Genomic DNA, 20981 nt, shown 5'->3' with positions numbered 1-20981 from the left:
TGACGCCAGAACTTGGTGATTGAACGTAAAAAAGGCCGCGATTGCGGCCTTTTTTCTGTGTTAGCTAATGCTTTTGTATTTTAGACGATGGGGTTCAACCACGTCTTGGCCATAAGTGGCCTTCAGCCATGCTTCGTATTCATTATAGTTACCCTCGTAGAAGTTAATTTTCCCTTCATCACGATAATCCATAATGTGAGTAGCCACTCTGTCTAGGAACCAACGGTCATGCGAAATTACCATGACACAACCTGGGAACTCTAAGATAGCGTTTTCTAGGGCTCGCAAGGTTTCAACATCGAGATCGTTGGTTGGCTCATCGAGTAAGAGTACATTACCGCCCGCTTTTAATAACTTCGCTAGATGAACTCGGTTTCGCTCACCACCAGACAGATCTTTTACAAATTTCTGCTGATCGGTTCCTTTAAAGTTGAAGCGACTGCAGTATGCGCGGCTATTGATTTCAAAGTTACCAATTTTAATGATGTCTTGGCTGTCAGATATTTCATTGAAAACTGTTTGATTGCCATCCATGTGATCACGAAACTGGTCAACACTAGCCAACTGCACACTGTCACCAATATCGATATTTCCTGAATCAGGTGTTTCCTGACCTGTTAGCATGCGGAATAAGGTAGATTTACCTGCACCATTCGGTCCAATAATACCTACAATCCCACCTTTCGGTATTTTAAAACTCAAATCGTCAATCAGGAGGCGATCGCCATATGATTTCTTTAAATTCGTCACTTCAATGACTTTGTCGCCAAGACGTTCGCCTGGTGGAATAAATAATTCATTGGTTTCGTTTCGTTTTTGATAGTCGCCTGTGTTTAACTCTTCGAAACGGCTCATTCTTGCCTTGCTTTTTGCTTGTCTACCTTTAGGGTTACTGCGGACCCATTCTAGTTCTTGTTTAATCGATTTCTGACGAGCATTCTCAGTACGTTCTTCTTGCTGTAATCGAGCGTCTTTTTGCTCCAACCAACTTGAATAGTTACCTTCCCAAGGAATACCTTGGCCACGGTCAAGCTCAAGTATCCAGCCAGCCACATTATCTAAGAAGTACCTATCATGGGTAATAGCGACTACGGTTCCTTCATAGTCATGTAGGAAACGTTCTAACCATGCAACAGATTCAGCGTCCAAGTGGTTTGTTGGCTCATCTAGCAGCAACATTTCGGGTTTTTCTAAGAGCAGGCGACACAAGGCAACTCGGCGCTTTTCACCACCTGAAAGTTTGCTCACATCTGCATCCCAAGGTGGCAAGCGAAGTGCGTCAGCCGCGCGCTCTAGTGCATTCTCTAAATTATGACCATCTTTGGTTTGAATGATCGCTTCCATTTCTCCCTGTTCTTTAGCAAGGGCATCAAAGTCTGCGTCAGGTTCAGCATAGGCGGCATAAATTTCATCAAGACGTTTCAAGGCATGAGCAACATCTGCAACGGCCTCTTCAATGTTGCCACGTACGTCTTTGCTCTCATCGAGCTGAGGCTCTTGTGGTAAGTAACCAATTTTTAGATCGGGTTGAGGGATGGCTTCACCTTCAATTTCGGTATCTAATCCAGCCATGATGCGAAGTAGGGTAGATTTACCTGAACCATTGAGACCTAAAACACCGATTTTTGCTCCTGGGAAGAAGCTAAGGGAGATGTTCTTTAAAATTTGACGATTTGGTGGGACGATTTTCCCCACTCTATGCATACTATATACATATTGAGCCATATTGATTCTCTCTATTGAAAAGTTGTGCTGCATTTATATTGGGGATTGTAAGGACATTACAAACTAAGTGCTAGCAAATATCTGTGATATCATCGCAAAAAATTCAAGCTTCATCAGTAATAAAATAAGAAAAAGGACAACTATGCCAAAGTCTTTCACTTTACAAGCACTTGTAGACCAAATTGGTGGCGAATTACAGGGCGATCCTAACACGACAATTCATAGCATGGGCACATTAGAAGGCGCTAGTTCAGGCCAACTATCTTTTCTATCAAACAGCAAATATAAAACCGTTTTGTCTGAGACTAAAGCCAGCGCTGTTATTCTGAAAGCTGATGATGCCGAGCATTGCCAAGTAGATAAAATTATTCACAGTGATCCTTATGTTGCTTTTGCCAAAGCGGCGCAATTGCTAGATTCAACGCCAGTTCAAGCTGCTGGCATTTCACCTCTAGCTAGCGTTCATGAAACCGCGACTATTGGGAGTAACGCAAGTATCGCAGCGGGCGTTGTCATCGATAAAAATGTTCGCATTGGCGACAATGCGCGAATCGGAGCGAACTCATACATTGGTGAAGAAGCACAGATTGGTGATGATTTGCACTTGCGAGCAAATGTGACCCTTTACCATAGAGTTGACATTGGCAACCGAGTATCCATTCATAGCGGCACAGTCATTGGATCAGATGGATTTGGCTATGCCAATGACAAAGGCACTTGGGTAAAGATCCCACAAACTGGAACGGTAGTGATCGGTGATGATTGTGAGATAGGTGCCAATACTTGTATTGACAGAGGCGCACTCGACAATACCATTATTGGTAGAGACGTGATTATTGATAATTTAGTCCAAATAGCGCACAACGTGACTATTGGAGATCACTCATGTATTTGCGGCGGCACCGGCATTGCTGGTAGCGCCAATATTGGTAAATATGTCGTGGTGGCAGGCACTTGCGTAATTAATGGGCACATCGATATCTGCGATAAAGTACAAATTACTGGCTTTAGTATGGTGACAAAGTCGATTACGGAGCCAGGTGTGTATTCTTCCGGTATGCCAGTACAAAGCAATCGAGATTGGCAACGCAACACGGTCAGATTGAGACAGATCGACAAACTCGTTGATCGAGTGAAAACCTTGGAAAATCTACAAAAGTAGAACAAGCTTAGGTGACAGGCGTTTCAATATTGGTTCGCAAAGGGAATGGACATGCTTGCTTGGATAAAATCACTGCTTACATTATTTTCTTCTTCTCGAAAAGAGATAGCAGAAAGTAGTCCCCCGACAGCTTGGCAGCCAGAATGGACTGAGTTTTTGCTTGCAAAAGTGGCCTTTTATCGCGTCCTTCATGCTGAGGATAGACTGTTGTTCAATCAGCGTGTGCTTCTTTTTCTTAGCACAACAGCGATTGAAGGGGGACAACTTGTGGTTAGCGATAATGATCGTCTGTTGGTAGCAGCGAGCGCAATCATTCCCGTTTGGGGATTTAAGCAGTGGCATTATTTTAACTTGAAAACAGTGTATCTGTTGCCTGCCGCATTTAATGAAAATATAGAATTTGGTCGGCCTGACTCTCTTATTACCGGTATGGTTGGGACTGGTCGAATGGCCAATAAACTCGTCCTCAGCCGTCCTGCTCTGTATCTTGGTTTTGAAAATACCCAAGACAAACAAAATGTGGGTATCCATGAGTTTGTTCATCTTATCGATATGATGGACGGTGAATGTGATGGCTATCCTGAGCGTTTAAAAGCGCATTCATTTTCGATCCCTTGGTTTGAATTAGTCGGTGAGAAAATTGAAGCTATTCACGCACGAAAGAGTAATATTCGTGATTATGGAGCGACCAATAGAGCTGAGTTTTTTGCCGTTGCCTCTGAATACTTTTTTGAGCGACCTAAAATGCTCAAGAAAAAACACCCTCACTTATTTGAAAAGCTAGAAAAATTCTATCAGCAGGATATTTTGCAAATTGAACAAGACTTGCAGCCAAAACGAAATGCGCCTTGCCCCTGCGGCAGCGCGAAGAAGTATAAGCGCTGTTGCCTACCCACAAGTTAGTCAAAGAAACTGAGTCGTAAAACCCACTACGACTGCGCTTTACGTTTAAGTATATTTAATTCCAATAAAGCGCTATACAAGTGCGTCAAAATGCTTAAAATATCGACCTTGAAAAAAGTACCCGCAGTTAAGGCTCAGCAGGAGAACCGCATGCTATCTAGTAACATGAACATAGGCGAATTCGACCCAGAATTAGCAGCCGCAATCGAAAAAGAAAATCAACGTCAAGAACATCACATTGAGTTAATTGCATCAGAAAACTATTGCAGCCCACGTGTTATGGAAGCTCAAGGTTCTCAACTAACGAACAAATATGCTGAAGGTTACCCTGGTAAGCGTTATTACGGTGGTTGTGAGTTTGTCGATATTGCTGAAGATTTGGCGATTGAAAGAGCGAAGCAATTGTTTGATTGTGATTACGCAAACGTTCAGCCTCATTCGGGTTCACAAGCGAACACTGCAGTATTCATGGCACTCATCGAAGCAAATGATACTGTTTTGGGTATGAGCCTTTCAGACGGTGGTCACTTGACCCATGGTTCTCATGTTAACTTTTCGGGTAAAACGTACAATGCGGTTCAGTACGGTTTGCACCCAGAAACAGGTATTATCGATTATGATCAGGTTGAAGCTTTGGCTATCGAACACAAGCCTAAACTTATCATTGGTGGTTTTTCAGCTTACTCTGGTATCGTCGATTGGGCTCGCTTCCGCGAGATAGCGGATAAAGTGGGTGCTTACCTATTGGTTGATATGGCTCACGTTGCTGGTTTAGTCGCAGCAGGTGTTTACCCAAGCCCACTTCCACACGCACATGTAGTTACAACAACGACGCATAAAACCTTAGCGGGTCCTCGCGGTGGTCTCATCTTGTCTGCTTGTGGTGATGAAGCCTTGTACAAAAAGTTCAACAGCTCTGTATTCCCAGGTAACCAAGGCGGGCCTTTGTGTCACGTGATCGCTGCTAAAGCGGTTGCCTTTAAAGAAGCGCTTGAGCCAGAGTTCAAGTCTTATCAACAACAAGTGCTTAAAAATGCAAAAGCAATGGTTGCGGTTATGCAAGAACGTGGATATAACATTGTGTCGAATGGCACTGACAACCATTTATTCTTGTTAGACCTTATTGATAAAGACATCACAGGTAAAGACGCAGATGCTGCTTTGGGCAATGCAAATATTACTGTGAATAAGAATTCAGTGCCAAATGATCCGCGTTCACCATTCGTTACCAGCGGTTTGCGAATCGGGACTCCTGCTATTACACGCAGAGGTTTTATGGAAGCCGAAGCTGGACAAGTCGCAAGCTGGATATGTGATGTTTTAGATAATATGGGTGATGATTCGGTCATTACTAAAGTGAAAGCAGAAGTCGTTGAATTATGTGAACGCTTCCCTGTTTATGCCTAAGTAAAAACACTCGGGTCTTTGTGCGGCACAGTATTGTTTTTATTGCTATAATGCGCACAAGCTAGCTAATTGAAAAACCGGACTAGTCCGGTTTTTCTGTTTTTAAGTCTTAGAGAAACACAAGCTGTTCTCTCTAAGCAGATATTTGGTTGCACCGCTAATTTATGCGGTTAGCAGGGAGTTTATCTACATGTTTTGTCCATTTTGTTCCGCACAGGAAACCAAAGTTATCGATTCGCGTTTAGTTGCAGACGGAGCTCAGGTGCGTAGACGTCGTCAGTGCCTTGAGTGTCATGAGCGCTATACGACCTTCGAAATTGCTGAGCTAGTAATGCCGCGAGTGGTCAAAAGAGATGGTTCAAGAGAGCCATTTAATGAGGATAAACTGCGCGCTGGCTTACAACGAGCCTTAGAAAAAAGGCCAGTAAGCACTGAACAAGTTGAGAACTGTATTGTGAGGATAAAATCCGCTTTACGAGCTACGGGCGAACGAGAAATTAATAGTGAGTTGGTTGGAAGCCTAATTATGGATGCTCTCAAAGAGCTTGATAAAGTCGCCTATGTAAGATTTGCGTCGGTTTATCGCTCCTTTGAAGACATACGTGAATTTGGTGAAGAAATCGCAAAATTAGGTGACTAATGCCCCAGTTTTCTGCAAGTGACGCAAAATGGATGGCGCTAGCAATTCAATTGGCGCGCAAAGGAAGGTTCTCAACAACACCTAATCCTATGGTGGGATGCGTGATAGTGAGTGCCGATGGCGTTCTGTTGGGCAAGGGCTATCATCAAAAAGCAGGTCAGGGACACGCTGAAGTCAATGCCCTTATTGATGCTGGCTTTACACCGCATCAAGGAGCTGCCAGTTCAGCGCAGCAGTCATCAGAGCCGCCTCCAACCGATGGTTCTACTGTCTACGTTACACTTGAACCTTGCAGCCACACTGGCCGCACACCACCTTGTGCAAATGCATTGATTGAAGCAAAAGTTGGGCGTGTTGTCATCGCCAGTATCGACACTAACCCCTTAGTGAAAAATCGAGGCGTCGCGATGTTACGCGAGGCTGGCATTATTGTTGAAACCGGTTTAATGGACACCTTAGCAACAGATATGAATGTCGCCTTCAATTATCGTATGCAACATCATCTACCTTGGGTTTGCGTAAAGCTTGCGTGTAGTTTGGACGGCAGAACTGCCCTAGAGAATGGTAAAAGCAAGTGGATCACTAGTTCAGAATCACGCTTAGATGTGCAGCAGGAAAGAGCCAGTGCTTGTGCTATTTTGAGTGGTGCGGATACAATCATTGCGGATGATCCTCAATTGAACGTGCGCGAAGCTGAATTACAAGAAACCACAAAAACGCGCTTTTCAAAAAGACAAAAGCAGCCTTTGCGAGTGATAATCGATGGTAAGAATCGTTTAAATAGTCGCTACAATCTGTTTAATGATGGCCAAGAGGTCTTAGTATTTAATACTGAACATAACCCACAACTTAAAGAAGCCAATTGTCAGCAAATACAGCTCAATAAGAAAGGCGATTTTGTAGATTTAAAAGAAGTTATGAATAACCTGGCTGCTTTGCAAATTAATCGTATTTGGACGGAAGCCGGGTCCAGCTTGTGCGGCGCGCTATTTGAACAGGGTTTAGTGAATGAATTTGTCTTGTATCAAGCACCCATGTTATTGGGAAATAAAGCGAAGGGTACAATTAATATTCACAGTCTAACCGAGCTCGATGATGCGATCGCTCTAGAGTCATTAGAAATAACTCAGCTTGGAAACGATCTAAAGCGGCGATTTAGAGTTAAAAGCTAGCAAGCAATAGAAGATAAGGATTAGAAATATGTTTACCGGCATTATAGAGGCCTTAGGCACGATTAAGTCTCTGGTTAATCATGGAGATGACATACGCTTGACCGTTGAGACGGGCAAGCTCGATATGAGCGATGTCGCATTAGGTGATAGTATTGCGACAAATGGGGTCTGCCTGACGGTCGTCGACTTTGGTGAACATTATTACAGTGTTGATGTGTCGGCTGAGACAATAAAATATACTGGATTTGCTAACTACTCGAATGGGAGTAAGGTGAATTTAGAAAAAGCCATGCGAGCAGATACGCGCTTTGGTGGGCATATTGTTAGTGGTCACGTTGACGGGGTGGGAGAAGTCATCGAAGTTAATGATCACCAGAGATACGTAGAAGTATGGGTGAAAGCGCCAGATGAGCTTGCAAAATATATCGCCCACAAAGGCTCCATTACGGTAGACGGTGTTAGCCTGACTGTAAATGAAGTCAAGGGAGCCGCATTTATGCTCTGGTTAATCCCACACACTCTGCAAGAAACAATTATAGGTGAGTACAAAAAGGGAACCAAAGTAAACCTAGAAGTAGACGTCGTGGCACGCTACTTAGAACGTTTAATGCTAGGCGATAAAGCGGCGGATGCTGAAAAGTCTGATATCAGCATGTCATTTTTAGCCGAACATGGTTACTTAAAGTAGCGCCATAAACACAAAAAATAACGTACCAAAACACACAACACAAACACGAAGAGAGCAAAGATGGCTTTAAACACAACCCAAGAGATAATTGAAGATATCAAACAAGGTAAAATGGTTATCTTGATGGATGACGAAGATCGCGAAAACGAGGGCGATCTCATCATGGCTGGTGAACATGTTACTCCTGAAGCAATTAACTTCATGGTCACGCACGCCAGAGGCCTAGTTTGTTTACCCATGACAGCTGAGCGCTGCAAATTGCTCAAGTTGCCCTTGATGGTAGACAATAACAATGCTCAATTCTCAACTAACTTTACAGTGTCAATCGAAGCTGCAGAGGGTGTTACAACCGGAATATCTGCCGCAGATAGAGCGCGCACTGTGCTGGCTGCAGTGAGTAAAACAGCTGAAGCAAAAGATATTGTGCAACCCGGTCACATCTTTCCTTTGATTGCTAAAGAAGGTGGCGTCTTAAATCGTGCTGGTCATACTGAAGCCGGTGTCGACTTGGCCAGGTTAGCGGGCTGCGAACCCGCATCTGTCATTGTCGAAATTTTGAATGAAGATGGCACGATGGCGCGCAGACCAGAGTTAGAGGTGTTTGCTAAAAAGCATGATTTGAAAATTGGTACGATTGCCGATTTGATTGAATATCGAAACTTAAACGAAACGACCATAGAAAAGGTGGCCACTTGCCAGCTTCCAACTGCCTATGGCGATTTTGAGCTGATTACCTTTAAAGATGTTATCGATGAGCAAATTCATTTTGCCTTGAAAAAAGGTGACATCAAAGAAGATGAACCAACACTGGTAAGAGTGCATTTACACAACACACTCAGCGATCTTTTAAGTTCTACCAGAGCGGTTAATCGCTCTATGCCCCTATCAGCCTCAATGCAGCGAATTAATGATGAAGGCGGGGTTTTGGTATTGCTAGGTAAGAAAGAAGATATTGTATCGCAAGTTAAACAGTTTCAAGCCGAAGACAATGATGAGGTAGCGCAAGGCAAAGCTTGGCAAGGTTCTTCTCGTACCGTTGGTGTTGGGAGTCAAATCTTAGCCAGCTTAGGGATAAAGAAAATGCGCTTGTTAAGTAAACCAATTAAATATTCGGCACTATCGGGCTTTGGCCTAGAGGTCGTTGAATATGTGTATGATGAAAAATAACCCTTTTTAAACGAATATTTTCCGAGCGACTTATGATATACTTCGCGCCGATTTTTTTGGAGAGCAAAAATGATAGAAATTGAAGGTAACATCCGAGCGACAGGTAAGAAATTTGCAATTGTCGTTGCGCGTTTTAATAGCTTTGTAGTAGAGAGCTTATTAGATGGTGCACTTGACACTTTAGACCGTCATGGCGAAGTGAATACAGATGACATCACTGTTGTTCGTGTACCTGGTGCTTACGAATTACCTATTGTTGCTAAAAAGCTCGCAGAAAAGAAACAATACGACGGTATTATCGCTTTAGGTGCGGTTATACGCGGTGGGACGCCTCATTTCGATTTCGTTGCTGGTGAATGTAATAAAGGCCTTGCTCAAGTATCGCTTGATGCTGGTATTCCAGTAGCGTTTGGTGTCATTACCACCGACAGCATCGAACAAGCTATTGAACGCTCGGGTACCAAAGCCGGAAATAAAGGTTCTGAAGCTGCTTTAAGCGCGCTAGAAATGGTTAACGTTATTAGTGCTATCGAAGAGGCAAAATAAGTGAAACCTGCAGCTCGCCGCAAGGCTAGAGAACTCGCTGTACAAGGCCTGTACGGTTGGCAAATGAGTGGCAATCCAATTGAGCAAATCGAATTAGGTATTGCCACTACAAACGACATGAGCAAAGTCGATATGGACTATTTTCAAGCGCTACTTCGCGGTGTTGCTCAGCGGACTGAAGAACTTGATACAGCCATTAAGCCTTATCTTGGTCGTTTGCCAGAAGAGTTAGACCCAGTTGAGAAAGCCATTTTGCGATTATCCACGCTAGAGTTGTTAGAGCGTTTCGACACACCATTCAAAGTGGTGATCAATGAATCTATCGAACTAGCCAAAACGTTTGGTGCAGAAGAAAGTCACAAATTCATCAATGGTGTTTTAGATAAAGCAGTGAAGACATTAAGAAAAGGCGAAAGAAGCTAAATTTTGAAAGAATTTGACTTAATATCAAATCACTTTTCGAAAGGTGGTTTTCAGCGTAAAGATGTCTTGATCGGTATCGGCGATGATGCTGCTGTCACCAGAGTACCAAGTGGACAGTGTTTAGTGACCACAACGGATACCATGGTTGAAGGTGTACATTTTCTTGCTGGTACTCAACCAGAAGCCATTGCTCATAAACTCGTCGCGGTAAATTTAAGCGATTTATCAGCGATGGGCGCAGAGCCTGCATGGGTGAGTTTGTCTTTATCACTACCACAAATTGATCCAGCATGGATAAAGGCTTTCTCAGAGAAGCTGCACAGTTTGAGTGAATATTTTTCTTTTCAACTAATTGGTGGTGATACTGTCCAAGGCCCTTTGAGTATTACCCTAACAGCCCAAGGTTTTATACCAGAGGACAATCAAATCACTCGTGCTGGCGCGCAGGCGGGTGATTGGATAATGGTTACGGGATGCTTAGGTGATGCAGGCGTCGGTCTTGATATATTGAAAGGTTTGCGCCAAGTGGAAAACCTTGAACAAGCGTCTTACCTAAAGAACCGTCATTGGTATCCTACACCAAGAGTCCTAGCTGGCACTACGATGCGTCGTATTGCAAGCTCATGCATAGATTTGTCAGATGGGCTTGTACAAGACATACAACATATTACAGCGGCCTCTCAAGTAGGTGTTCTTATTCATCTTGATAAACTACCTATTTCAGAAGCCTTGGGTGAAAATGTTGATAATCTGCTTGACGCAATCACTTACGCAGCCACCGCTGGTGATGATTACGAACTCTTATTCACTGTACCGGAAGAACAAAGAGTGAATATAGAAACAGCCCTATCAAGCTATGACATACCCGTGACCTGCATAGGTCAAGTGACCGGAGCAGTAGGTAAAGTTGATCTTAGAATTGATGAAAAGCCTTTTAAGTTTTCTGCCTCGGCAAAAGGTTTTGAGCACTTCTCCTAATGGATAAAGTACTTCGCGCAAGAGTGAGTATGAAAAATCCAGTGCACTTTTTGGCCCTAGGCTTCGGTACAGGTTTAATTCCTTTAATGCCTGGTACTTTCGGGTCATTGGCAGCCATTCCTCTTCTTATCGCTATGGCTTACGTTAATTTGTATGCCTTTATTGGCATCACGATAGTTAGCTTTTTAGTCGGTATTTACCTATGCGGTAAAACGGCGAGAGATATGCGTATGCATGATCATGGCTCTATTGTTTGGGATGAGATCGCCGGAATGATGGTGTGTTTTATTGCGGTGCCAATCTCACCGATTACTCTAGTCTTGGGTTTCGTACTATTTCGCTTTTTTGATATCTTAAAGCCGTGGCCCATTCGTGTGTTTGATAAAAAAGTACATGGTGGGTTTGGTATTATGATTGATGATATCGTCGCAGGGGCTATGGCATGTTTATGCTTGCATGCCATTGTTTATTTCACACCAGTCCCATTAGTTTAGCTTCCTTTTAGTACCTAAAGTCTAGGCTAGAAAGTCTTTTACCTGCGCAACGATACCATCGGAATCAATTTTCAGTTCTTTGTACATCTCTTGCTGAGTGCCTTGCATAACAAACTCATCGGGTAAACCTAATTGTAGTAAGTTTGGTGTGAGCTTGTGTTTAAATAAGGCCTCCGCTACTGCACTGCCAGCGCCTCCAGCAATAGCACCGTCTTCTAAGCTCACTAACAATGTATGTTGCTCAGCCAGTTCTACGAGCATGCTTTCGTCTAAAGGCTTAGCAAAGCGCATATCTACCAAGGTTGCTCCAAGTGCCTTTGCGGCCTCCTTCGCATATGGCATTAGCGTTCCGAAATTCAGGATTGCAACTTTCTCACCGTCGCTGAGTTTCTTGGCTTTTCCAATTTCGATGGCCTCCATTTCACCAGTGGCATCGATACCAGAGCCAGAACCTCGTGGATACCTTACTGCAGCTGGTTGTTGAGCGATATGCCCCGTATACAACATATTTCTGCATTCAAGCTCGTCGGAAGGAGTCATGATGAGCATATTTGGAATACAGCGCAAGAAGCTGATATCAAAGGCTCCCTGATGTGTTGGTCCATCGGCACCTACTAGACCGGCTCTATCAATTGCAAAGAGCACAGGTAGATTTTGCAAAGCCACATCATGAATGAGTTGGTCATATGCTCGTTGAAGGAAAGTAGAGTAAATTGCCACAATAGCGTTCTTACCTTCTCTCGCCATACCGGCAGCTAGAGTCACAGAGTGCTGCTCTGCAATCGCTACATCAAAATACTGTTCAGGGAAGCGCTGAGAAAACTCAACCATACCAGAGCCTTCCCTCATAGCAGGGGTAATTGCCATTAAGTCTGCATCTTTCTCAGCCATCTCACATAACCACTTACCAAAAATGGCTGAGAAGTTAGGTGAGCTAGGTGCTGATTTGGGTAACTTCTGCTCTAGATGATTGAACTTAGGCACGGCGTGCCACTTAATTGGGTCTTGTTCGGCTAACTCATAGCCTTTCCCTTTCTTGGTCACGACATGCAAAATTTTAGGGCCTGACATTTTACGCATGTTTGAAAGTGTATCTACCATGCCCGCAACATCATGTCCGTCAATAGGGCCGAAGTAATTAAAGCCAAGTTCCTCGAAGATCGTACCAGGCACGACCATACCTTTGATATGCTCTTCTGCGCGACTCGCAAACTCTTTGATCGGAGGGACAGTACTTAGCAGCTTCTTGCCACCATCTCTGATGGAATTGAAAAAGTTACCTGTCAGTAAACGAGCCAAATGGCTATTCAGTGCACCGACATTCTCCGAGATAGACATTTCATTGTCGTTCAATATGACAACCATATCTTTAGCGATGTCACCTGCATGATTTAAAGCTTCAAATGCCATCCCTGCGGTTAAAGCGCCATCGCCGATTACTGCGACCACCTTACGTCCTTTGTCCTCTTTTTCTGCGGCTATTGCCATGCCCAAAGCAGCACTAATAGAAGTAGATGAGTGTCCAACAGCAAAAGTATCGTATTCACTCTCAGGCGGCCAAGGAAAGGGGTGTAATCCGCCTTTTTGACGAATGCTTGTCATGCGATCACGGCGACCAGTCAGAATTTTATGGGGATATGCTTGGTGGCCCACATCCCAAATAAGACGATCGAAGGGGGTGTTGTAAACATAATGCAAAGCGACGGTTAATTCGACTGTGCCTAATCCAGACGCGAAATGGCCACTACTTTGACTGACGCTATCAAGCAAATAGCGGCGTAATTCATTGGCTATTTTGGTCAGCGATTCCTTTGGCTGTTTTCTTAGCTCTTCAGGTATGTTCGCTTTTGCCAAATTAGGGTAGTTAGCTAAATCTAGTGTCATGTATGTTTTGTCTTCTGTCGTTACTGCATCAACTTCGCTAATTATAACAGTATTCTGCGAATATTATGTTGCGGCTTTAATGATTATTTTACCTAAAAAGGTGCTTGTTGCGCTAATTATGAAACTAATTGTTTCGAGTCACCAGATAATCGGTAAAAGCGACTAAGTTCTCGGTGTCATATGGCAACGAATGTAAGGCTTGTAGCGCTTCATGATGTAATTTCTGCAGAAAGCTTTGAGAGCCCTCTAAGCCCAAGTGTGACACAAAGGTGTTTTTATCAAGTTCAGAATCCGAACCTTGCGGTTTACCTAAGGTTTCGCTATCTGATACAACATCCAGAATATCATCTTGTACTTGAAATGCTAAACCGATGGTGCGTGCATAACTCTGTAATGTGCTGATGTGCTGAACATCGACATCGGGCGCTAAAGCCGCACCAATAGAAACACATGCTTCTAGTAGAGCCCCTGTTTTCAAACGGTGTAATTCTGTCAGTGCATCTAGTGAGATAGTGTTACCAGTCGCCATTAAGTCGATACTTTGGCCAGCGCACATGCCGTTAAGACCTGAAGCATGAGCGAGAATTCGACTTACTTCCAAACGTTTATTCTCCGCTTTTTCTGAAAGAGGGTGGTTCAACACAATTTCAAAAGCCAAGGTTTGTAAGGCATCACCTGCGAGTATTGCGGTTGCCTCACCAAATTTAATATGGTTTGTTGGCTTGCCTCTTCGTAAAGCATCATCATCCATCGCTGGCAAGTCGTCATGAATAAGTGAATAAGCATGCACGCACTCAATTGCCATGCTCGCAACATCTAAATCATCTTTTTGTGCACCTAGCATATCGCCTACTAAAGTAAGTAGAAGCGGACGCATTCTTTTCCCGCCTGCAAATAAGCTATATTGCATTGCCGCAGATAATTCTTCCGCAATTAAGCACTGCTGAGATATGAACTGGGTCAGTTTATCGTCAATTCTTTGCTGCAATGCTGCTTGAATATCATGAACTTGCATCTGGTTCTATGGCTCTTCAGCTTCAAATTCTTCTAAGCTTTCGCCACCATTCGATTGCATCAATATTTGCACTTTTTGCTCGGCAGCTTTCAATTGCTGCTGGCTTTGCCTGGCAAGTTGAATACCGCGTTCAAATTTCTTCAATGACTCTTCCAGTGGAATGTCACCTTTTTCCATCTCGGTCACAATTTGTTCTAGTTCTAGCATTGCCGCTTCAAACGTTGTTTTTTGTTCAGTCATTGGACTTATTATTTTCCTCTAAAAGCATTGGCAGAACCATAACTGAGGCGGTTTATAAGGTCAACGAGTTTCCACCTATTTGACGATAATTCCATATAAAATGTAGCTTCACACATAAAGCTTTAATGGGAATTGCCGTTAACGCTATAGACAGCTTAAAACTGTTCAAAATACAAAGGTATTAAACTTGATACCGCGATTTTTTAAGTAGGCGGTAGACTTCACATCCGAGTGAATTTCTTCAGATAAACAGCAGGCATTTTAGGAGCGACAGGTGGATTTAGCTACCCTTATAGGCATGATTGGCGCAATTGGCTTTGTCTTAATGGCAATGATCCTTGGCGGTGATTTAGGTATGTTCTTCAATGTACCTTCAGTCTTGATCGTTTTTGGTGGTTCAATTTTCGTTGTTTTATCACAATATCCACTCGCTCAGTTTCTTGGCGCTGGAAAGGTGGCCGGAAAGGCTTTCATGTTCAAAATTCAGAGCCCAGAGGAACTGATCGAAAAGATCGTTGAGATGGCAGATGCTGCTAGAAAAGGCGGCTTTTTAGCATTGGAAGAGGCGCAAATAGATAACTCCTTTATGCAAAAGGGAGTTGACATGTTAGTTGATGGTCACGATGTTGACGTTGTCCGAACGACCATGGGTAAAGATATTATCAACACTTCTGAGCGCCATGATGCTGGCTCTGTTATTTTTAAATCATTGGGCGATGTTGCGCCTGCAATGGGAATGATTGGTACATTGATTGGTCTGGTAGCCATGCTATCAAATATGGATGATCCAAAAGCAATCGGTCCCGCAATGGCTGTTGCATTGTTAACTACCCTTTATGGCGCTTTCTTAGCAAACATCGTATGTTTGCCAATTGCCTTTAAATTAAGTGTCAGAGCGGCTGAAGAAAAGTTGAACCAGAGTCTTATATTGGATGGTATTCTAGGTATTGCTGATGGCCAAAACCCGCGTGTCATTGAAGGTGTACTAAAAGGTTACATCGCCGAAGGTAAGCGTGCTTCTGGAGAGACAGAGTAGTGGATGACGAATGCCCAAAATGTCCCCCCGAAGGGCTACCCGCTTGGATGGGGACGTTTGCTGACTTAATGTCTTTATTGATGTGCTTCTTTGTACTGTTACTTTCATTCTCTGAAATGGACGTGAAGAAGTTTAAACAAATAGCGGGCTCAATGAAGTTTGCTTTTGGTGTGCAAAACAAAATCGAACTAAAAGATATTCCCAAAGGTACCAGTGTGATTGCTATGGAGTTCAGACCAGGCAAGCCCGACCCAACACCAATTGAAACCGTGCAGCAAATTACCCAAGAAATTACAAAGCCAATGCTGAACTTCCAAGATGGCGAGGAAGATAATGCGGGTGGTAGACAGAAACAAAGAGGTACTTTCCGCGGCGGTCAATCGTCACAAACGGCGAATCAGGTTGCGGCAGCTGCAGCGTCAGCTTCCACCAAAGAACAAACCGAACAAAACACAAAGAAAGTGGAAGATCTCCTTCAAAAGGAAATCAAAGATGGTGCTGTGGATGTTGAAAATCTTGGACAGCAGATCGTTATTCGTATTCGTGAAAACGGTTCATTTTCAGCTGGCTCTGCATTCTTGCAACCGCAATTTAAGCCGGTCATACGCAGCATTGGTGAATTACTGGCTGAAATGCCTGGTGAAATAGAAGTTACCGGGCACAGCGACAGCATCAACATTTCTAACGAGTTATACCGTTCTAACTGGGACTTATCTGCACAGCGAGCCGTTGCAGTGGCAGAAGAGTTAAGAAGAGCGCCAGGGTTTGATGAAGCGCGTATGAAAATAGTTGGTAAAGCAGCTACGCAACCAATGGAAGAAGAAGACACTCCTGAGGCCAGAAGCAAAAATCGTCGAGTCGAGATTTCAGTCATGCAAGGCAAACCGAAATATGCTGAGCCTATTTCGGTATTACCTGGCACCGAACCAGAACAGTAAATGTTAAAAAAGCCCTGACTCCAGGGCTATCTATTCACCTATGCGCGATCCAGTTCAGCTCGATAGTGAGGTTTACTCAGCACCAACTGTACTGTACTGATAGCACGCTCTAAAAAACCACCTTCACAATAGTTCAAATAGTACTGCCACATTCTAGCAAAACGTTCATCATAACCATCTGCTTCCAGTGCTTGCTTGTTCTCATTAAATGCGGTGTGCCAATCTCTCAAGGTCTTAGCGTAATCCAAACCAATGTCGTGTAGGTCTCGAATATTCATATCGGTTTTCTTTTTCAAAAACTGATTGATTGCTAATTGAGAAGGTAAAAAGCCACCTGGGAAGATATGCTTTTGAATAAAGTCGACGCTATTTGAGTAACTGTCATAACGACGATCATCGATAGTAATCGCCTGTAACACCATTAAACCTTGCGGTTTAAGAAGGCTAGAACATTTTTCAAAGAAGTTTGGCAGGTAGGCTTTGCCAACCGCTTCAATCATCTCGATCGACACTAATTTGTCGAACTTGCCTTCAAGCAGGCGATAGTCTTTCTTTAGTAGTGTAATTTTGTCTTCTAGTTGTTCTTTCGCTACCCAGTCCTGAGCATAGGCATACTGTTCATCTGAGATAGTGGTGGTTGTGACTCTACAGCCATAGTGTTTTGCCGCGAATATTGCTAAACCGCCCCAACCAGTGCCTATTTCAATAAGGTGGTCGCTGGGTGTTAACTGCAACTTATCACAGATTGATCTCAGTTTATTTTCCTGCGCCTCGGCCAGAGTGGCGTTTGCGTCTGGATAAATAGCTGCAGAATACATCATGGAATCGTCTAAAAACTTAGTGTAAAGCTTATTTCCAAGATCGTAGTGAGCTGAGATGTTTTTCTTCGCTTGGTCTCGGCTATTTCTGCGCATGAAGTGTTGTACTTTCATGACAGGCATCGTTACCCATTTAAACTTATTTTCCCATTCGTCGAGCGTACTTAAATTACGAGCAAAAATTCTGATTACATTGGTCAGGTTTGGCGTTGTCCACCAACCTTCTGTAAAAGTTTCACCAGATGCAACGCTACCACCGAGCAATAATTTTTTGTAGGCACGGGTGTCAATAATATTAACTTCAGCGTGTAAGTCTTGGTCTGGATCGCCACACTGGGCGACCAAGTGTCCATTTTCGGTTAGTGTTAAGTGACCCTCAGGCATATTCTGTAACGCTTTTACAAATAGACTACGGTAGGTCTTGTCCATAAATGACATTGAATCTGAATTGGGAAGTGTTTGTTCACCATGTGACATATTTAATCCTTACCTCATGGGTGCATATAAATTGGTACGCGTTTAAAGAATAGCTTAAGAGCTTGCCAGTAAATGCCAGCGACAGTTTTGATAGTCATGCTGGGAATGGATAACAAGGCGCTACGTAATGTTTGACTGTTTAGTGGTTGCAATTCCATATCTAATGCTGCTTCAAAATGCTTTGTGTCCTTTATACAGGCTAAGTGCAGATTTAGCTTACTTGCGGGCTGTTTGATTCGCCACTGATACTGCATATCCATCGGGTTGAATGGCGAAACGTGAAACGCTTTGTCATTGTTTTCTTGTTTATCGAGGTCTACTAAATAATGGTGACGTTTATTCCAAGGAGTATTGCTCACTTCAGCTAGCATGTGTGTGAAATATCCTTGTTTATTACGTAGATAGTAGAAGTTCACTGGGCTAAAATACCACCCAAATGTTCTTATTTGGCCAAGAAAAAACACCTCACCTTCAAGGTGGCTGCCATGAAGCTCATTCATTCGCTGCAATACGGCTTCTTCAATCGGTAAAGTGGGCTCACCTAAAAAGTCTGGTCGTAAAAACTTAACAGGACTGAACCCTTTTTGCTCGGTTGAAAATCCACGAACTCGCTCATTCAATGTCGGGAGTTCGCTTAGCTTGAGCCAATACAGATAAATACGATAGTTAAAGCGGTGTATTTTTGGCACAAAGCGCTGATGATGCACTATGCCGTGATAAATACCAGACTCTAGCGTTTCGCTCACAGGCTTGCTCCAAACCTTTCGCAAACATCAAGCGCACTGCGTACACCGTCTTCATGAAAGCCGTTATACCAATAAGCGCCGCAAAAATGGATGCCTTCTTTGCCGCAAATTAATTCGCGTTGCTCCTGAGCAGAGACCATAGCAGGGCTAAACTGAGGGTGAGCGTAATGGTACGTACCGAGAATCTTCGCTGGATCAATTGCCGCAGTGTTATTCAGACTGACACAGAACGTGGTATCGCTATTCAGTCTTTGTAAGATATTCATATTGTATGTGATCGCCGCTGGTCTGGTGGATTCAGAAGCAGCCCCCTCTATCTCATAGTTCCAACTAGCCCATGCAAGCGGCCGCTCTGGCAATATACTTGTGTCAGTGTGCATAACGACTTCATTCATAGAGTAGGGGATTTCACTCAACACTGCCGAGTAGCTATCGAGGTCAAGTTCACTGGATGCATCGGAACTTAGAATTTCTAAGGCCTGATCACTGTGACAAGCGAAAACGACTTCATCAAATGTCTGTGCATTTTCACCGCTAGTGACTATAAACTTTCCATCTTTTTGCGATACGCTTTGAACGGGTGAGTTGAGTAAGATTTTATCTTTGAATGATGCTGTCAACGGACCAATATATTCGCTGGAGCCGCCGATGAGCGTGTACCATTGAGGGCGATTAGTAATATTGAGCAGTCCATGGTTATTAAAAAACTTAAGGAAAAAGGCTAATGGAAAATTCGCTGAAGCTTCTAAGCTAGTGGACCAAATTGCAGCGCACATCGGGAGGATGTAATTTTGCGTAAAAACATCACTGAGTTTGTGCTGTTTTATAAAATCAGCAAGCGTTATATTGTCAGTCGACCTTTGATTTTCAATATGAGCTTTGCAAAGTTTATTAAATTTTACAATATCAAGCACTAGACGCCAAAATGCTGGCCTAAATATATTGCGTCGCTGAGCAAACAAACTGTTGATGGTGTTCCCATTGTACTCCATTTTGGTTTTCAGGTTCTTAACACTGAAACTCATTTCGGTCGCTTGAGTTGGAACACCTAGTGTACTGAGTAGCTTTATGAAGTTGGGATAAGTCCAATCGTTGTAGACAATAAACCCTGTATCAATTGCATATTCCTTACCGTCTACTTCGACTTTCTTAGTTGCTGTATGGCCGCCGATATAATCGTTGGCTTCGTATACAGTAATATTATGTTCTTTATTCAATAAATAGGCTGTTGTTAAGCCTGATATCCCAGTGCCAACGATGGCAACGCGCTTTGTCATTATTTTTTGTTCCTAGCTTTCCGTGGTTTCTGTCTCATACCAATGCAGAGTTTACGCTGAACGGATTCAGGTAAAAGGTTTAATAGGCGAACGATAAAACTAAACCGACGCGGGAAATAAACGCTCGACCGAGACTTAAATATCCCATCTAGCATATATTTTGCTGCATCATCAGCAGTTATCACCATTGGCATTGGAAAGTCGTTTTTGTCAGTAAGAGGCGTCTTTACGAAGCCCGGAGATAAAGTTTGTACTTTAATTCCTTTATTTGCTAAATCCACTTCAAAGCTTTTCGCCATGTAGTTCAGCGCTGCTTTACTAGCACCGTATGCTTGGCTGCGTGGAAATGGCAATAGCCTAGCTAAGCTATCAACGAAAACGATTTTATTTCCTTTTTCCAATTTAGGCAGTAGGCCCGCAATCATATTTACAACCCCAAATACGTTTGCATCGAACACGCGTTTGAACATGTCTGGTTCGAGTTCAGGTAAGTCTACGTATTCGCAAGTACCAGCGTTAAGCACAGCAATGTCGCATTTAACATCAGCCAGTGCCTTTTTTGTCTCTTCTTCATTAGTAACGTCGAACTTGCAGGTTTGGATGCAAGGTAATTTCTCAAGCTCAGCAAGCTTGTCTTCGTTTCTTCCACATGCGATGACTTGGTGGCCGGATTGTGCGGCTAGTTTTGCGAGCGCCTCTCCTATACCCGAGGTTGCACCTGTTATTAATATTGTCGTCATTAGCTCAAAGCCCTTTTTATTTTCTTTATTAGTCGACCGATGAGTGGGATATTCTCATACACCATCTGACCCAAGTCGTAATAATCTCGGTGGTAAACGACACGGTCGTCAGCTATTTTTAACATCGTAATACCGTCAACGGCGATTGGCTTTCCCTTGTTCATGCGCGACGATGTGAATACCATTTGCCACGTGACTACATGATTGTTTGTCTTTGTTTCTTGGATTTCATGTATGTTGAATGTGCAGTACTTCGCGTTGTGCAGCAGTTTTGAAAAGTAATCCTCAACCGCGTTGATGCCTTCATGAGCAGCTATTGGGTCGATAAATACAACATCGTTGCTGTAAACGCTGGCAAGCTGTTCTATTTTCATCGACGCTAAATCTGTGTAGAACGATTCAAATTTTTGTATTGCGGTCATGTTGTTCTAAATTTCGAAATGATAGTGATTGTACCCTTCTGTTTACAGTTGAGATCAGGATATTAATTATTTTTAATTTTAAA

Annotated in this window: 22 protein-coding genes; 13 read left to right on the top strand and 9 right to left on the bottom strand. The window is 43.2% G+C overall.

The features are described 5' to 3' along the window. Nucleotides 1-60: 60 nt before the first annotated feature. Nucleotides 61-1725 carry an energy-dependent translational throttle protein EttA gene (gene ettA, locus RM556_RS10810; RefSeq protein ID WP_311374586.1) on the bottom strand — a complete coding sequence of 555 codons (1665 nt, stop codon included), beginning with the start codon at nucleotides 1723-1725 and terminating at the stop codon, nucleotides 61-63. A 142-nt stretch (nucleotides 1726-1867) separates the two neighbouring features. Between ettA and lpxD the strand changes: the two genes are divergently transcribed. From lpxD to RM556_RS10755, 11 genes are all read left to right on the top strand, one after another. Continuing rightward, complete coding sequence (gene lpxD / locus RM556_RS10805) at nucleotides 1868-2887, top strand: UDP-3-O-(3-hydroxymyristoyl)glucosamine N-acyltransferase (RefSeq protein WP_311362696.1); 1020 nt, start codon at nucleotides 1868-1870, stop codon at nucleotides 2885-2887. Between the two features lie 51 nt (nucleotides 2888-2938). Beyond that, nucleotides 2939-3790: a zinc-dependent peptidase gene (locus RM556_RS10800; RefSeq protein WP_311374585.1), complete on the top strand. Its 852-nt coding sequence runs from the start codon at nucleotides 2939-2941 to the stop codon at nucleotides 3788-3790. Between the two features lie 150 nt (nucleotides 3791-3940). After that, nucleotides 3941-5197, top strand: coding sequence for a serine hydroxymethyltransferase (gene glyA / locus RM556_RS10795; protein WP_311362694.1), 1257 nt, complete (start codon nucleotides 3941-3943; stop codon nucleotides 5195-5197). Nucleotides 5198-5387: 190 nt separating this feature from the next. Next, nucleotides 5388-5837: a transcriptional regulator NrdR gene (gene nrdR / locus RM556_RS10790; RefSeq protein ID WP_311362693.1), complete on the top strand. Its 450-nt coding sequence runs from the start codon at nucleotides 5388-5390 to the stop codon at nucleotides 5835-5837. Beyond that, nucleotides 5837-7009 carry a bifunctional diaminohydroxyphosphoribosylaminopyrimidine deaminase/5-amino-6-(5-phosphoribosylamino)uracil reductase RibD gene (gene ribD, locus RM556_RS10785; protein WP_311374584.1) on the top strand — a complete coding sequence of 391 codons (1173 nt, stop codon included), beginning with the start codon at nucleotides 5837-5839 and terminating at the stop codon, nucleotides 7007-7009. Before nrdR ends, ribD begins: the two co-directional genes overlap by 1 nt. A 28-nt stretch (nucleotides 7010-7037) precedes the next feature. Beyond that, nucleotides 7038-7697: a riboflavin synthase gene (locus RM556_RS10780; protein ID WP_311362691.1), complete on the top strand. Its 660-nt coding sequence runs from the start codon at nucleotides 7038-7040 to the stop codon at nucleotides 7695-7697. 60 nt (nucleotides 7698-7757) lie between these two features. After that, on the top strand, nucleotides 7758-8864 hold the full coding sequence (gene ribBA, locus RM556_RS10775; protein ID WP_311362690.1) for a bifunctional 3,4-dihydroxy-2-butanone-4-phosphate synthase/GTP cyclohydrolase II: 1107 nt from the start codon (nucleotides 7758-7760) through the stop codon (nucleotides 8862-8864). 69 nt (nucleotides 8865-8933) lie between these two features. Continuing rightward, nucleotides 8934-9410, top strand: a complete 477-nt coding sequence (ribE, locus tag RM556_RS10770; RefSeq protein WP_311362689.1) for a 6,7-dimethyl-8-ribityllumazine synthase — start codon at nucleotides 8934-8936, stop codon at nucleotides 9408-9410. Continuing rightward, the gene (gene nusB / locus RM556_RS10765) at nucleotides 9411-9833 is read left to right on the top strand and encodes a transcription antitermination factor NusB (RefSeq protein WP_311362688.1); all 423 of its coding nucleotides are present in this window, start codon (nucleotides 9411-9413) and stop codon (nucleotides 9831-9833) included. Nucleotides 9834-9836: 3 nt separating this feature from the next. Beyond that, complete coding sequence (thiL, locus tag RM556_RS10760; RefSeq protein ID WP_311362687.1) at nucleotides 9837-10811, top strand: thiamine-phosphate kinase; 975 nt, start codon at nucleotides 9837-9839, stop codon at nucleotides 10809-10811. Next, entirely contained in the window at nucleotides 10811-11305 is a 495-nt protein-coding gene (locus tag RM556_RS10755; RefSeq protein WP_311362686.1) for a phosphatidylglycerophosphatase A, read from the top strand. Before thiL ends, RM556_RS10755 begins: the two co-directional genes overlap by 1 nt. Nucleotides 11306-11326: 21 nt before the next feature. Here RM556_RS10755 and dxs read toward each other — a convergent pair whose 3' ends face one another. From dxs to xseB, 3 genes are all read right to left on the bottom strand, one after another. Continuing rightward, nucleotides 11327-13189 (bottom strand): 1-deoxy-D-xylulose-5-phosphate synthase, encoded by a 1863-nt coding sequence (gene dxs, locus RM556_RS10750; protein WP_311374583.1) that lies wholly within the window; start codon nucleotides 13187-13189, stop codon nucleotides 11327-11329. 124 nt (nucleotides 13190-13313) lie between these two features. Next, nucleotides 13314-14204, bottom strand: a complete 891-nt coding sequence (ispA, locus tag RM556_RS10745) for a (2E,6E)-farnesyl diphosphate synthase (RefSeq protein ID WP_311362684.1) — start codon at nucleotides 14202-14204, stop codon at nucleotides 13314-13316. Nucleotides 14205-14210: 6 nt separating this feature from the next. Beyond that, nucleotides 14211-14444, bottom strand: coding sequence for an exodeoxyribonuclease VII small subunit (gene xseB, locus RM556_RS10740; RefSeq protein ID WP_311362683.1), 234 nt, complete (start codon nucleotides 14442-14444; stop codon nucleotides 14211-14213). 274 nt (nucleotides 14445-14718) lie between these two features. Here xseB and pomA point away from each other — a divergent pair, with 274 nt between their 5' ends. Further along, nucleotides 14719-15480 (top strand): flagellar motor protein PomA, encoded by a 762-nt coding sequence (gene pomA / locus RM556_RS10735; RefSeq protein WP_311362682.1) that lies wholly within the window; start codon nucleotides 14719-14721, stop codon nucleotides 15478-15480. After that, nucleotides 15480-16418 carry a flagellar motor protein MotB gene (locus tag RM556_RS10730; RefSeq protein ID WP_311362681.1) on the top strand — a complete coding sequence of 313 codons (939 nt, stop codon included), beginning with the start codon at nucleotides 15480-15482 and terminating at the stop codon, nucleotides 16416-16418. The genes pomA and RM556_RS10730 overlap by 1 nt, the downstream gene beginning before the upstream one ends. 38 nt (nucleotides 16419-16456) lie before the next feature. Here the strand turns inward: RM556_RS10730 and RM556_RS10725 are convergent, their stop codons facing one another. The 5 genes from RM556_RS10725 to RM556_RS10705 are packed head-to-tail and all read right to left on the bottom strand — an operon-like array spanning nucleotide 16457 to nucleotide 20898. Further along, nucleotides 16457-17713, bottom strand: a complete 1257-nt coding sequence (locus RM556_RS10725; protein WP_311374582.1) for a cyclopropane-fatty-acyl-phospholipid synthase family protein — start codon at nucleotides 17711-17713, stop codon at nucleotides 16457-16459. Between the two features lie 14 nt (nucleotides 17714-17727). Beyond that, entirely contained in the window at nucleotides 17728-18459 is a 732-nt protein-coding gene (locus tag RM556_RS10720) for a DUF1365 domain-containing protein (protein WP_311374581.1), read from the bottom strand. Continuing rightward, nucleotides 18456-19736, bottom strand: a complete 1281-nt coding sequence (locus tag RM556_RS10715) for an FAD-dependent oxidoreductase (protein WP_311374580.1) — start codon at nucleotides 19734-19736, stop codon at nucleotides 18456-18458. Before RM556_RS10715 ends, RM556_RS10720 begins: the two co-directional genes overlap by 4 nt. Beyond that, complete coding sequence (locus tag RM556_RS10710; protein ID WP_311374579.1) at nucleotides 19736-20476, bottom strand: SDR family NAD(P)-dependent oxidoreductase; 741 nt, start codon at nucleotides 20474-20476, stop codon at nucleotides 19736-19738. Before RM556_RS10710 ends, RM556_RS10715 begins: the two co-directional genes overlap by 1 nt. Further along, on the bottom strand, nucleotides 20476-20898 hold the full coding sequence (locus tag RM556_RS10705) for a nuclear transport factor 2 family protein (protein ID WP_311362676.1): 423 nt from the start codon (nucleotides 20896-20898) through the stop codon (nucleotides 20476-20478). The genes RM556_RS10710 and RM556_RS10705 overlap by 1 nt, the downstream gene beginning before the upstream one ends. Between the last annotated feature and the right edge of the window lie 83 nt (nucleotides 20899-20981).

The sequence above is a fragment of the Alteromonas sp. W364 genome (genome assembly GCF_031846205.1).
In the GTDB taxonomy this organism is placed as follows: Bacteria; Pseudomonadota; Gammaproteobacteria; order Enterobacterales; family Alteromonadaceae; genus Glaciecola; species Glaciecola blandensis.
Note: the sequence above shows the minus strand (reverse complement) of the source record. Positions and strands in the feature narration are given on the sequence as shown.

Coding starts and splice junctions, on each gene's coding strand:
- ribD (WP_311374584.1), top strand. CDS start 5,837: ATGCCCCAGTTTTCTGCAAGTGACGCAAAATGGATGGCGCTAGCAATT.
- lpxD (WP_311362696.1), top strand. CDS start 1,868: ATGCCAAAGTCTTTCACTTTACAAGCACTTGTAGACCAAATTGGTGGC.
- nrdR (WP_311362693.1), top strand. CDS start 5,388: ATGTTTTGTCCATTTTGTTCCGCACAGGAAACCAAAGTTATCGATTCG.
- RM556_RS10710 (WP_311374579.1), bottom strand. CDS start 20,476: ATGACGACAATATTAATAACAGGTGCAACCTCGGGTATAGGAGAGGCG.
- RM556_RS10725 (WP_311374582.1), bottom strand. CDS start 17,713: ATGTCACATGGTGAACAAACACTTCCCAATTCAGATTCAATGTCATTT.
- ribBA (WP_311362690.1), top strand. CDS start 7,758: ATGGCTTTAAACACAACCCAAGAGATAATTGAAGATATCAAACAAGGT.
- xseB (WP_311362683.1), bottom strand. CDS start 14,444: ATGACTGAACAAAAAACAACGTTTGAAGCGGCAATGCTAGAACTAGAA.
- RM556_RS10780 (WP_311362691.1), top strand. CDS start 7,038: ATGTTTACCGGCATTATAGAGGCCTTAGGCACGATTAAGTCTCTGGTT.
- ispA (WP_311362684.1), bottom strand. CDS start 14,204: ATGCAAGTTCATGATATTCAAGCAGCATTGCAGCAAAGAATTGACGAT.
- RM556_RS10755 (WP_311362686.1), top strand. CDS start 10,811: ATGGATAAAGTACTTCGCGCAAGAGTGAGTATGAAAAATCCAGTGCAC.
- glyA (WP_311362694.1), top strand. CDS start 3,941: ATGCTATCTAGTAACATGAACATAGGCGAATTCGACCCAGAATTAGCA.
- ettA (WP_311374586.1), bottom strand. CDS start 1,725: ATGGCTCAATATGTATATAGTATGCATAGAGTGGGGAAAATCGTCCCA.
- RM556_RS10705 (WP_311362676.1), bottom strand. CDS start 20,898: ATGACCGCAATACAAAAATTTGAATCGTTCTACACAGATTTAGCGTCG.
- RM556_RS10800 (WP_311374585.1), top strand. CDS start 2,939: ATGCTTGCTTGGATAAAATCACTGCTTACATTATTTTCTTCTTCTCGA.
- ribE (WP_311362689.1), top strand. CDS start 8,934: ATGATAGAAATTGAAGGTAACATCCGAGCGACAGGTAAGAAATTTGCA.
- dxs (WP_311374583.1), bottom strand. CDS start 13,189: ATGACACTAGATTTAGCTAACTACCCTAATTTGGCAAAAGCGAACATA.
- RM556_RS10715 (WP_311374580.1), bottom strand. CDS start 19,736: ATGACAAAGCGCGTTGCCATCGTTGGCACTGGGATATCAGGCTTAACA.